Source organism: Acinetobacter sp. L-24, assembly GCF_056857555.1.
The window spans coordinates 1-12,069 of the sequence record NZ_JBSXNI010000009.1 but is presented as its reverse complement, the minus strand read 5'-3'; the positions used below and the strand labels follow the sequence as shown (position 1 = coordinate 12,069).

Below are 12,069 nucleotides of genomic sequence, written 5' to 3'. Positions count from 1 at the left end.
CGGATAAAACCTATGTTTGAAACGGATAAAACCTATGTTTATACCACCATAATATATTGAAAACAAAAAAGAAAAAATGCTTCAAATATTAAATATTATAAATATAAAATAAAAAAGAAAATTCATGAAAATTGCCCTTGGTTTTCGCTTCGCTCAAACTCTATTGAATCTCGCTTTCGCTCGATTCGTCGGGGCAATTTTTGGTTCATATTTTCGTGAATTTGAGAAAAAGCAAAAGCAAGATCAAAAGCAGCTCGGAATTCGCTTCGCTCATGAGCTTTTTTTCTCGCTACGCTCGATTTAAGAATCAAACTTGGAAAGTTCGCACCCATGCGGGATGCTCTGTAGGGTAGGTGATTAATGGATAGGGAGCTTGTAATCAGGGAAAGGGATGGGCAAATTTTTTCAGTTCGCTCGTAGACACTCGCTCTGTTTAGCGACTCATGCCACTAGATTTCATTTTAGGCGCATGTTGCTGTGCTTTGAGCTGTTGTTCCTGTCTGAGTTTCATCTGTTGTTCTGCTTTGATCTCATCCACACATTTTTTAATGACTTGATAGGATGGGTATAGAGTCTGGTATTGCTTGGCTTTGGCTGGATGTTGTTGTTGGTACTGCTTCCAGGCATGTTCTTTAAACTTTTCATTTTCCAATAAATCCTTCACACCATGTTTTTTCTGGTGTTCATGCTGACCTTTCAGCTTTTTGTGCTCCTGGTAAATCGCATCACGTTGGGCTTCCCAGGCTTTTTTTCCAAACAGTAAGGGTTTGTTCTGAGTTAATTCGTTGTGTTGATCGACCAGGCTTTGCAATTTGTCATGACTTTGCTTGAGTCCGCTTTTCACGATCTCCTGGGCAAGCTGCTGATTGAACTCATTTTGATGTTTGTGGTGCTTGGTCAGGGTTATTTCGGCTTGTTTGAGATTACGCTGCATGAAATCCAGGTCTAGATTCGCGTCTTTTGCGCTGATTTCGCGTTTTAGCACTTTGCCAAGGGTTTCCCTCTGTTTTTCCTCAAACAGGGCTTTTTCGTCAATTGGTGGCGTTTTAGCGCTATTTTTGATTTGGATCTGCTGTTCTGTTTTCAGTGTGCTGAGTTTGATCTCATTTTCAGCAATCAGCAGATCCATATTTTTGCCGTATTGCAGCTGAGCCTGATTTCTCTGTTTGATTTCATCATTGCTGCGGCTGATTTCGGTCTCAATCCCTTTTCGGCGTAGTTCGGTGACTTTCGGTCCTTCGTGCAGGGTCGCTTCCAGGCCATTCTCCTGGTCTTTGTAGCTGCGGTGGTCGACTCGGGCGGTGTATCCGGCCAGATCCAGGTGCATATTGCAGATATCGGCAAAGTGTTCGCGCCAGTGTTCGATTTCTCCACTGTGTTTCTGATCCAGTTCCCGGGTTTTCTCGGTAAAACCTTCGGGAGTGAGCTTGCGTGTGCTCATCAGGATATGGGCGTGATAATTGCGTTCATCGCTGCCGGATCCGGTATGCGGTGCATGGATACAGGCATCGACGGCCACCTGATGTCTGTCCACGATACTGGCGCATAGCTCTTCGAGCATGGCCAGGCGTTGTTCCTGATTTAATTCACTTGGAAAAGCGATTTCAAATTCTCGGGCAACTGTCGAGTTTTTTCGGGTTTCCCGTTGTTCAACTTCGTTCCAGAGTCTTTCCCGGTTTTTTAAATGTTCTGGTGCGCCTTCGGGTAAATAAATTTCTTTATATTCCACACCTGTTTTTCGGCTGTAATCATGTTCTCGGCCCTCACGTTCACAATAGATCTTTTCACCTGCCCGATAGGCAATCGCAGCAGTAGCGGAACGCCCTGCTGATCGTGCTACGGTTTTGACTGAAAAGTGGTAAATCGCCATGCCTGTTTTTCGCTTTTAAATTTTCACATAGTGAAATACAACCGTGTATACGGTTGTCGGGGTATTGGGGAGTCCCCAATCGGACTTGCAAACGAAGTTTGCATAAGTGCGCTCTTCGAGGAAAACATTACTATACATATAGCACCTTGAATGCATATTCAAGTGCGCTTATGTTAGGGATGGTTTCCCAGGATGATGGTATTGGATTATGAGCGTTACTGAAACACTAGATAGTAAAATCAAGGCACAGGAAGAAAAGCTAAAGCAGTTAAAGGCTCAAAGACAGGCAGCACTGGCAAGAGAACGTGCCAAAGAGAAAGAACAGGCTCGAAAGGATGATACCAGACGCAAGATTTTAATTGGATCCTGCATGCTAAAAATCACCGAAGATGATGAACAGGCCAGAGCAAAACTGATTGCTCAGATGGATAAATATTTAATGGATGAAAGAGATCGTAAGCTGTTTGATCTGCCCGCATTTAATTATTAATTTTTTGAAAAGATACATAGGAATTTGAAATGAGATTGCTAATTGCTTTAATTTTTCCCTGGCTGCTGTTTTTCACCATAGGGCGACCATTTGCAGGCATCATTTGTTTGCTACTTCAGATTACAGTTTTAGGTTGGATCCCGGCTGCCATCTGGGCGGTCTATGCTTTGTCGCAATACAAGACTGATCAGAAAATTAAAAGAACAATTCGCTCATCATAAATAGTGTAATTGTGTGATTTTTAGATCTGATTGATTTTGTGATTTCCATCACACTTATCCATGAGCGAATGATCAGATTGTGAAGATTATTTGAGCAATAAGTGATTTAATAAATCTTATAACAATAATTATAAAACTCCAGAGGTAAAGAAATTAATCCTCTAATTCTTAGTTAAAAAAATAATTAAAACAAGAATTAGAGGATTTCATTTTTTATCGAATTCACTCTATTTTTTGCCACAAAGCTCCTATCCAATAAGGGTATGGGGCTACTTTTTTTGACTTCGCATAAGAAATTTTATGTTAAATAAATACTAAAAATGCCTGTAATTCAGGCATTTTTAGTATTTATTCTAGGTTGCATTATTTTTTTGCATAAGCTCACTAACAGTTTTTAGAATTTGCAATGAAATTCCTATTGATGAACCTGAAGGAACTTTTAATTCAGAATTATTTGATTGATGGGCTGGAGTTATTGCACGTTGTGTTAACACTCCTAAAGCAACGCCTTCTTCATTGACAATGGGCCCTCCACTTGCACCACTATGTATACCATTGTCTATATAAAAAACGTCTGTTTCTATTTTGATATTTTGGGAGTTATCATCAGCAAAAATACGACGAATATTCCCAACATAACCTTGTTTAATTATTGGACCTGTCATATCTGCTAAGTATCCTTCCTCTCTAATTGCTTTGAGAAACTTATCTGCACCAAATGATGCTGGATCGATAATTTTTTCAACAGAAAATGGGATATTAAGCTCATCTGAGTAGCCTGCAACAAACACTCTCTGACCTAAATCTACGGAGTTAATACTTGCTGGTAGAAATGGAAATTTGAAGGTTTGTTCTTTTTTTGGTCGTAATACAGCTATATCAAGTTGTATTATTTCCTTAAAAGATGGAACGTTAATCCCAAATGAGCAAAAACATACTGCATATTCAACTAAGGGAAGTTCGGGAAATTTTATAAAAATTTTTTGCTGTGGATGCGTATAATCTTCTTCTTTTATAGGCATCCTACCAGTTACCACATGTGCAGCCGTTATAACCTCACCTGTATTAGTAAAGCTGAAACAGGTACCTTCACTTATAATTTCATCACCTTCAAAAACCGTCACATATCCACAACAACTTTGGATTTTTTTATATAAATCTTTAAACATACTTTTCTCTTTTTTTAGCCATACCCTATTTTCATATACAAACTGAATAATTATGGTTTTTTCGCAATAATTTCCGTAGCTCTTTGATGTTCATCAAGCCATGTGGCAGTCGTAGTACAACGATAGCTAACTAAAGATAATATTTTTTGGTAATCATCAGACAAATTGCGTGTAAAAATTGGTTCGTGATGTGCAATGCGGTTACGCAAGCGTCTAATTTGCTCTAATTCATCATAAATTATCTTTCTTCTATCTTGGACACTTACCGATGTATTCATATTGGGGAATAGATCAGTGAGATATGGATTCCAGAAACGCTGATCATGTCTACTGGTGAAAATGCTTTGCCAAAATGCAAATTTAAGTTCAGGAATTACCTTTCCTGTTGTTCTCTGATTGAGACGTGCATTGATTAAGTCTTTTTTGGGGCTAAAGCCTCGAGTGGGATTCGGTAAGCTTCGTTCAAAACCTGAAGACCATGGCCATCTATCACCATAAACATTTTCGATTGCTGTTGAGACGGCATTTCTAATAGCAACTTCGCAAACATGCAAAGGGATAAGTAAGGCACCTGAAACATCAGCATTCCATGCATATAAATTTAAGGCTTCTAAGTTGTCAGGTTTCTTTCCACCAGTAGCATTTTCATAAGTTGAAATTCTTGCAGATGAAATAACAATGGTTACAGCATCTATTATTTTCTGATTTGACATATATGCATATAAACCTTATATTGAATGCACTAGCTATGGGACTTTGTTGGCTTGTCCTCCCCCCGTAGACATACGATATATTAAAAAACCCGCCTATGCGGGTTTTTTATTGCTAAAAATAAGATGAAATCTATAAGAAAAACATCTTTTTACCTTTTTTTTCAGTAAATAACCTCCATATAAGTAGATTAATTTAAATAATAACGGAGGCGTATGAACTTAAAATCAACTATACAATCTTATGAAAATTTAATTTCATTAGAAATGTTTGTCGAAAACAAAGAAATAACTTTAGAAAATTTTGAAACTATCTTGATTGATTACCAAATAACAGATACAGAGCTAAAATGTTGTTTAACAGATGAAAAAGGTAAGTGTGGCCAGATCCATCAAAAGGGTTACTTGGTCTTATTAAAGGATGGTACTTACAGTTTGATGGGAGGAACGTGTGGCAGAACTAAATTTAATGCAGATAGTACAATTTCCAGAAATATTGCCTCTTTCGAAAATGAACGTAAAAGACAAGAAAAGCTAGGTCGGCTTTATGATTTTATAAATAATAAAGACAAATATGAAAATATAATTAATAAGTTAAAAGAAACAGTTGGTGAAATAACAGCATTTTATCGAGATATTCAAATATTAGGCTTTAACCTTAAAATATTGAATGATAGATATAAATCATCCGATAGAGCAGTTTTAATCAAAACATATAAATATGATGAGAAAGGTAACTCTAGATACCAAGCAACAGAGAGAATTGGATATTTACAGGAGCTTAATTTATTTGATGCAAAAGATACTGGGAGCTATAGTCTAGACGTTCATAGACTAATAATAGGACTAAAAAAAGCTTGTGAGCTAGATGATCAAATAAAGCAAAAGCCGAAAGCTCGGGTTGATAAGCAAGTCAATGATCTAGTAAGAGATTTAAGCCATTTTGAAAGTTTGCAAGATGAATTATTGATGAGAAAATCTAGCATAGAGCGGTTTAAAAATTCAGACTTATCACTGCTATGTTATTTAACAAATAGTTATCATATTAGAGAAGATGCCGCCAAGTATTTTCTACGAAGTAAAGGTAGAGATATTTCTAAAACAGAATCTTATTTAGCAAACAAAGATAGCTCCTATTTAGATCAATATAGTTGTGATGAACTAAGAGTTAAATCAAAGCATTAAGTTAAGATTTTCTAAAACTAATATAATATAAATTATGCGAATCAAATTTTAGTAATAAAAAACCCCGGCATCCTGCCGGGGTTTTTCGTATTGGTTCGCTCGGTATAACTCCTGTCGTACCTTACAGTCCTTGTGCTTATCTCTTGTTATTCTTGTATGGAACTTCCTGTTCCCGATGAGTTCATCATAGGAAAATTCACCTATCCTGGACAGCCGTAAAGAACCGGAATTTACGTAAGCCTAGGCGTACAAAATAGCCTAAATTTTATCCACAAAAAATGTGGATAATTTTAAGCATTCAAGCATTGATAAAATTTAAAAAAATCGCAAAATCGACTACTTTTTAAACAAATTTATTGGCAAGAACTATCAAAACCGCTCATAAAAAAGCCGACTTGTTTCAAAATCGGATTTTTGCTCATTTTAGGATTTTTCTACTTTGAATAAGTATCTGATATTTATATTAATATACAAGTGTATTTCGTATAATCGCCATTATGTTAAATAGCATAAAAAGGGACCTCAGATTTGGGTCCCTTTTATCTAAATTATTTGTATGCTTGGATAGATTTTAGAATCTCCTGTCTGGCTTCTTCTACATTGCCCCAACCATTAAATTTCATCCATTTACCTTTTTCCAAGTCTTTATAATGTTCAAAGAAATGTTTCATTTGATCTAATTGAAGCTGAGGGAGGTCGTTCAGATCTTCAACATTGTTATATAGAGGTGTGAGCTTAGAATGAGGTACAGCAATGATCTTTGCATCAATACCGGCTTCATCTTCCATATACATGACTCCGACAGGTCTGCTGCGAATTACTGATCCTACAGCAACCGCATGGGGAGCTATTACAAATACATCTAAGGGATCACCATCCTCGCTTAATGTTTGAGGAATATAACCGTAATTGTACGGATATGACATTGCTGTACTTAGAAAGCGATCAACCAATAAAGCATCATATTCTTTATTCACTTCATACTTGATGGGTTTAGCATTTGCCGGGATTTCGATGATGCTATTAAAGTCATCTGGTGGATTAGTACCTGCTTTAACATTTTTAAAACTCATTGTTTTACCTTCTAATATTTAGATTATTAATGATTAGTGAAAAATTGATAGGAAAGTATTCCTAGTACTGTAAAGATTAATGAACCTATTACATGGATGGCTATTGTTGAGATAGCATATTCAAACTTTGAAGCTTGTAGCAACGCAACAATTTCAACTGAAAATGTTGAAAAGGTCGTTAAAGCACCGCAGAAGCCTGTCACAACGAATAACTTATAATTAGGGCTTATTGAGCTATTTGAAAAAAATGATACAGCTAATCCAATAATAAAAGCACCGATTAAGTTAACAATCACTGTCCCGAAAGGAATATTTTCAAATACGCTATTAAATCTTAGACTTATGCCCCAACGAAGCCAGGCACCGATTACAGAACCGAGAGCAATTGATAAAAGAGAAAGATACATGTCTGCTCCTAGTTATGAGCAGCAAAAGATATATAAATAAAGAACTTTATGACGGGAAAACATAGCGTAGCTCCATTTTGTAAAAGCAGAGCACGCGACTACGTACCCTGCTTGAGGGAAACGTAGGTATCATCAGCCAGAATTGGCGGTTTGTGTAAGGAGGATAGCCATCTCCTTTGAGTACTATTATTTAAAAATTGATTAGCTAATTCAACAACCTTCTATTATTAAAATACGTAAGTTTGATACTTTTTTATCTTTAGTTTAGTAAAACTTGAAACTTTTCATTTTTTCTATAATCTTTTTGGAAAGGGTGTCCAGCTAAGCTGAGGCAGGTGTTTGTTGTAGTCGGGCCGCTACAATATTGATAAAGAGCACCTGTATGTTTAATTTCAAGATTTTTAATAAAGTCTCTACGGAAGTATTGACGATCAAAAATGATCTCCAGCTTAATGCTGAGCTGCAATTAATTAATAAATATAAAACGGCTATTTCTGAAGATTATAAACAGGCTATTGTTTTGATCTTTAAAGAACGCGGCTACACACGTTTGGAAATAGGTCAATTACTTGGGGAGCTAAAAGCTTCATAAAATACAGATTAAACAAAGCTTGGATATACATCCAGGCTTTATAAAAAAGTACCTAGCTGTTACCCTTGTCCTGATTTTTTTACTCTAAAAAGTTTCTTCATCTTATGACACCTACGCCACCTTAAGTTTATTTACCTTCTTAAATCTGTAAATAACTCATCACTGTCTAGCTAGTGATGTGGTGTAGTCGCTTGTGTGTTGTATATATCACATCACTAGCCTATCTGAAAAATTAAAAAACAGGCTATGTTTATGTTATCTAATGTCCGAGAACAGTGGTTCTCTAACATCCGTGGGGATGTACTTGCCGGATTAGTCGTCGGTCTTGCACTCATCCCTGAAGCCATCGCATTTTCAATTATTGCAGGTGTAGATCCTAAAGTTGGTCTATACGCATCCTTCTGTATTGCCGTCGTGATTTCTTTCGTAGGTGGTCGTCCTGCCATGATTTCAGCAGCCACTGGCGCAATGGCGCTGCTTATGGTCACATTGGTCAAAGAGCATGGGCTTGAATATCTGCTGGCAGCAACAATTTTGACAGGCGTGATTCAAATATTGGCAGGCTATTTAAAGCTCGCCAAGTTAATGCGGTTTGTATCTAAATCTGTGGTTATTGGATTCGTAAATGCGTTAGCGATCTTAATTTTCATGGCTCAATTGCCTGAACTGATTAATGTGACCTGGCATGTATATGCTTTTGTTGCTTTAGGTTTAGCAATTATTTATCTATTCCCTCTGGTTCCCAAATTAGGAAAATTACTCCCTTCTCCACTAGTCTGCATCATTGCAATCACATTATTGGCAATCGCTTTAGGAATTGATGTCCGGACCGTGGGCGATATGGGGTCTTTACCTGACACACTTCCAATGTTCTTGATTCCAGATATTCCTTTGAATATTGAAACATTGATGATTATTTTGCCTTATTCAGTCGCACTGGCGGCTGTAGGTTTACTTGAATCGATGATGACAGCAACTATCGTGGATGAAATGACTGATACGCCAAGTGATAAATATCAGGAATGTAAGGGACAAGGGATTGCGAATATTGCTTCTGGCTTTATGGGTGGCATGGCCGGTTGTGCAATGATTGGTCAATCTATGATTAACGTAAAATCAGGTGGCCTTACACGCTTATCAACATTCTCTGCGGGCATTTTTCTTCTTATTCTGGTTGTATTTATCAGTGACTGGCTCAAAGTGATTCCAATGGCTGCATTGGTAGCGGTAATGATAATGGTCTCTATCAGTACCTTTGAATGGAGTTCTGTCACTCAGTTAAAAGATAATCCTAAGAGCAGTAATTTCGTCATGATTGCGACGGTGATTGTAGTTGTTGCTACGCATAACCTGGCTTTGGGTGTGTTAACAGGCGTATTACTTTCAGCCTTGTTCCTGGCGAATAAACTTGAAAATGATATCCAGGTGACAGCATCTTTTGAAGGAATGGCCCGTTTATATGAGTTGAGAGGTCAGATCTTCTTTAGTTCTTCTGAAAAATTCATGCAAGGTTTTGACTTTAAAGAGGATGTAAAGGATGTGATTATTGATTTGACCCATTCTCACATTTGGGATGTAACATCAGTCGCCATGCTTGATTCTGTTGTAAAAAAATTTCAAAAGAATGGTGTGAATGTCACTGTGCGTGGCTTAAATGAAGCCAGCTCTATCATGATTGATAAGTATGGAACACATGCCAGAATCTAAGCGCAGGAGATTTTACGTTTATGTAGAATCTCTAAAATTAACACAATACACCTTATACGAAGTCAAAAAAATATATCTATATGATAATTAATGAAATTGTAAAACCTATTCATAATGAACATTATGTAAAATGGAGATGATAGAAGTGTACTCACTAGTACACTTCTATCATAAAAAAGAGAGCTGCCAGCTCTCTTTTTTATGTTTTATTCAAAATGAAGTTGATATTTATCCGTCGTAATCTTGATCTTGAGGTTCTTATATTTTCGTTTTGTGGCACTCAGGGCTGAATCTGTCACTTCTGCATGAAATTTAGGGTCATTCATTAGATCATGAAATAGTTTATATCCAATCAATAACTTACTGGATTTTTTCTTTTCCTTTAGATCATTTTCAATCAACTGATCCAATTCTTTTACAGAAAAACTATGCATATTACCCTCTATAGTATCTTTCTGATAAAACACCATACAGACTTAGTAAGAGAATTTAAAGCTTATTAGATAATTGATATTTATGAAATTGTGAGAAAGATAATATATTAGATTTATCTATTTAAGTTAAGTTTTTCTAAAAATAACATAATACACCTTATACGAAATGCTTGATATTTCTCTTTAAATATCAGTATATTAAAGTAAGCCGTTTTGGAGTATAGGGCACCAGAACGGCTTTTTATTGATTATTCATGTTCCACGCTTAAATATTGAACAATGTTCCACGGTTTTATTCAGTCTTAATAAACCTCATCCGGTTTTTTGGTGAGTCATTATTTCATGTGCTTGCACTGAAATTGGCCCATCAAAAAATTGGAGTCCTGGCTAACCATAAGGAAGAAAAAAACGGCTCAGGAAACCCCTTTTTTTTGGTTCAGGCTCAACGTGTTCTGGAACAGGGATACGTTTATTGTCTTTCTGAGGAGTAGTCAATTCGTCATAGTTTGACTCGGTCTGTGGCCGAGGATCTGTTGCTATATTCGAATTAGTAGATTCATTTAGTTTATTAATATTTTCTTGTTTTGGCTGTTCTAAGGTGCCTTTAAACTCAATTCTATGAGTAAGATCTTCAATATGTTGCATCAAAGACTTTTCTCTTTGATTTGCTAAATCTAACTGATTTTTGAGTAAAGAAATTTGATCTTTTAATACACTTTCAACCTCAGATTGAACGTGTACTTGTACATCCTTCTGAACTTGTTCAGTACGTGTACTGGACTGAACACCGACTGGATTGCCATAAACTCTGATAAGTTCAGATAAGTCTATAAGACCATCATGATCTCTTGATAATTCACCATTTTTTAAAGCCTCATATATTGTTGTACGTGATTTTTTAAAGGCTTTACTTGCATCCATGACGCTGAATTTTGTTGTGTTCAATGTAATCCCTCAGTGCGTGTACAAGGATGTTCATGTGAACATCCAATCTGAACATGAAGTTTATTTTGTATTAAATCCTACTTTCTTTAGATATGGCAGTAATTCTTCAATTTTAAGTGGATCCTGCAACATTTCGGCAATGCGAACAGCAAATTGAGAGTAACTTTCTGTACCTTGAGAATATTTATTCATCTCGGTAAGCTCAGAGAGTTTATTAGCAAAAAGATAACGTTGCGAATCAGTCATTTTTAAAACTATAGGTTGTATAGCTATATCTGACTTCTTTGGTTGCTTTCTAATTTTATAGGTAAACTCAAATCCTATAATTTTTTTCCCTGCCTTCTTATTAGTATATTGAAGGTTATATATATCGCAGGCTTTGCTCTTATTTATTTGAGTGACAGCTAAGTCCAGGACATTGTCTTTTAGATTTGACATAGTTTTATATTTATTTTCGATACCGAACCTAGATCGAAGATCGTCCAACTCTAGAAAAACTTTTTGCTCTTTATAGTTCTGCACTTCTTTAAGAATTTCATATAAGCGATTGGCATATTGGCTGCTTAAATCAACCGTATGTTGAAGATCAATTTGAGTAAATTTATTAGCTAGCTCACTTACAAATGGTAAGACGTCATTAGCAAATTGAATTTCAATTCTAGCTTCACCTTCAAGATATCCCTTCATTTGAATAAATCTATATGTTCTAACGTGTTTTTTAGTATTTGAGATTTCTCGCTCTAATGTGAACTGGCGTTCAAATAAAGTATCTACAGCCGTTCTAAGGGCTTTATAACCGCCATCTATGGTGTCTGAAAACAGATCTGCATATTCATGAGCTGAAATGGTAATTGGTACATTATTATCTAATGTAATCTTATTAGAACGAATTTTTGATAAAGCGATATTGAACAATCTATGCTCAACAACAGTCATTTTATAATGAGCTTTTACTAAATCATTTGCTTTAGAGACAAGAATCGACATGTCTAAATTTTCTGAACGGCTCATTCTTATTTCCCTATAAACATTATATGGATTTACCAAAATCTAGATAAATTTTTCACTTAGGGAATCATCATAACAATACTCATTTAAATAGTAAAATAAAAACCTATGTTTATGCGGATAAAACCTATGTTTGAAACGGATAAAACCTATGTTTATACCACCATAATATATTGAAAACAAAAAAGAAAAAATGCTTCAAATATTAAATATTATAAATATAAAATAAAAAAGAAAATTCATGAAAATTGCCCTTGG

The 12,069-nt window shown here is 35.9% G+C and carries 14 protein-coding genes and 1 riboswitch; of the genes, 6 read left to right on the top strand and 8 right to left on the bottom strand.

Annotated elements, in window-relative coordinates:
* Window positions 1-124: 124 nt before the first annotated feature.
* Entirely contained in the window at window positions 125-304 is a 180-nt protein-coding gene (locus AC13CK_RS00335; RefSeq protein WP_005261369.1) for a hypothetical protein, read from the top strand.
* 129 nt (window positions 305-433) lie between these two features.
* On the opposite strand, the gene mobQ is transcribed toward AC13CK_RS00335, so the two are convergent.
* On the bottom strand, window positions 434-1,870 hold the full coding sequence (gene mobQ / locus AC13CK_RS00330; RefSeq protein WP_243475559.1) for a MobQ family relaxase: 1,437 nt from the start codon (window positions 1,868-1,870) through the stop codon (window positions 434-436).
* Between the two features lie 208 nt (window positions 1,871-2,078).
* On the opposite strand from mobQ, the gene AC13CK_RS00325 reads away from it, so the two are divergent.
* Both AC13CK_RS00325 and AC13CK_RS00320 read left to right on the top strand, forming a co-directional pair.
* Window positions 2,079-2,360 carry a mobilization protein gene (locus AC13CK_RS00325; protein WP_243475604.1) on the top strand — a complete coding sequence of 94 codons (282 nt, stop codon included), beginning with the start codon at window positions 2,079-2,081 and terminating at the stop codon, window positions 2,358-2,360.
* 29 nt (window positions 2,361-2,389) lie between these two features.
* Window positions 2,390-2,581 carry a YqaE/Pmp3 family membrane protein gene (locus AC13CK_RS00320; protein ID WP_004728112.1) on the top strand — a complete coding sequence of 64 codons (192 nt, stop codon included), beginning with the start codon at window positions 2,390-2,392 and terminating at the stop codon, window positions 2,579-2,581.
* 353 nt (window positions 2,582-2,934) lie between these two features.
* On the opposite strand, the gene AC13CK_RS00315 is transcribed toward AC13CK_RS00320, so the two are convergent.
* Together AC13CK_RS00315 and AC13CK_RS00310 are read right to left on the bottom strand one after the other, a co-directional pair.
* The gene (locus tag AC13CK_RS00315) at window positions 2,935-3,750 is read right to left on the bottom strand and encodes a S1 family peptidase (protein ID WP_348909296.1); all 816 of its coding nucleotides are present in this window, start codon (window positions 3,748-3,750) and stop codon (window positions 2,935-2,937) included.
* Between the two features lie 50 nt (window positions 3,751-3,800).
* The gene (locus AC13CK_RS00310) at window positions 3,801-4,463 is read right to left on the bottom strand and encodes a hypothetical protein (protein ID WP_348909295.1); all 663 of its coding nucleotides are present in this window, start codon (window positions 4,461-4,463) and stop codon (window positions 3,801-3,803) included.
* 213 nt (window positions 4,464-4,676) lie between these two features.
* Here AC13CK_RS00310 and AC13CK_RS00305 point away from each other — a divergent pair, with 213 nt between their 5' ends.
* Complete coding sequence (locus AC13CK_RS00305) at window positions 4,677-5,645, top strand: hypothetical protein (protein ID WP_482830861.1); 969 nt, start codon at window positions 4,677-4,679, stop codon at window positions 5,643-5,645.
* Window positions 5,646-6,193: 548 nt separating this feature from the next.
* Here AC13CK_RS00305 and ppa read toward each other — a convergent pair.
* Together ppa and crcB are read right to left on the bottom strand one after the other, a co-directional pair.
* On the bottom strand, window positions 6,194-6,718 hold the full coding sequence (gene ppa, locus AC13CK_RS00300) for an inorganic diphosphatase (RefSeq protein WP_482830860.1): 525 nt from the start codon (window positions 6,716-6,718) through the stop codon (window positions 6,194-6,196).
* Between the two features lie 26 nt (window positions 6,719-6,744).
* The gene (gene crcB, locus AC13CK_RS00295) at window positions 6,745-7,125 is read right to left on the bottom strand and encodes a fluoride efflux transporter CrcB (RefSeq protein ID WP_005225409.1); all 381 of its coding nucleotides are present in this window, start codon (window positions 7,123-7,125) and stop codon (window positions 6,745-6,747) included.
* A 116-nt stretch (window positions 7,126-7,241) separates the two neighbouring features.
* A riboswitch (Fluoride riboswitch) is annotated at window positions 7,242-7,309 on the bottom strand.
* Window positions 7,310-7,507: 198 nt separating this feature from the next.
* On the opposite strand from crcB, the gene AC13CK_RS00290 reads away from it, so the two are divergent.
* Both AC13CK_RS00290 and AC13CK_RS00285 read left to right on the top strand, forming a co-directional pair.
* Window positions 7,508-7,717: a hypothetical protein gene (locus tag AC13CK_RS00290; RefSeq protein ID WP_004282305.1), complete on the top strand. Its 210-nt coding sequence runs from the start codon at window positions 7,508-7,510 to the stop codon at window positions 7,715-7,717.
* Between the two features lie 252 nt (window positions 7,718-7,969).
* Window positions 7,970-9,424, top strand: coding sequence for a SulP family inorganic anion transporter (locus AC13CK_RS00285; RefSeq protein WP_005225410.1), 1,455 nt, complete (start codon window positions 7,970-7,972; stop codon window positions 9,422-9,424).
* 206 nt (window positions 9,425-9,630) lie between these two features.
* On the opposite strand, the gene AC13CK_RS00280 is transcribed toward AC13CK_RS00285, so the two are convergent.
* The 3 genes from AC13CK_RS00280 to repM all read right to left on the bottom strand — a co-directional run bounded on the left by AC13CK_RS00280 (window position 9,631) and on the right by repM (window position 11,814).
* Complete coding sequence (locus AC13CK_RS00280) at window positions 9,631-9,858, bottom strand: hypothetical protein (RefSeq protein ID WP_000555568.1); 228 nt, start codon at window positions 9,856-9,858, stop codon at window positions 9,631-9,633.
* Window positions 9,859-10,245: 387 nt separating this feature from the next.
* A complete protein-coding gene (locus AC13CK_RS00275; RefSeq protein ID WP_240664393.1) occupies window positions 10,246-10,803 on the bottom strand; it encodes a plasmid replication DNA-binding protein in 558 nt (185 codons plus the stop codon).
* 60 nt (window positions 10,804-10,863) lie between these two features.
* Entirely contained in the window at window positions 10,864-11,814 is a 951-nt protein-coding gene (repM, locus tag AC13CK_RS00270) for a replication initiation protein RepM (protein ID WP_005225810.1), read from the bottom strand.
* Window positions 11,815-12,069 lie beyond the last annotated feature (255 nt).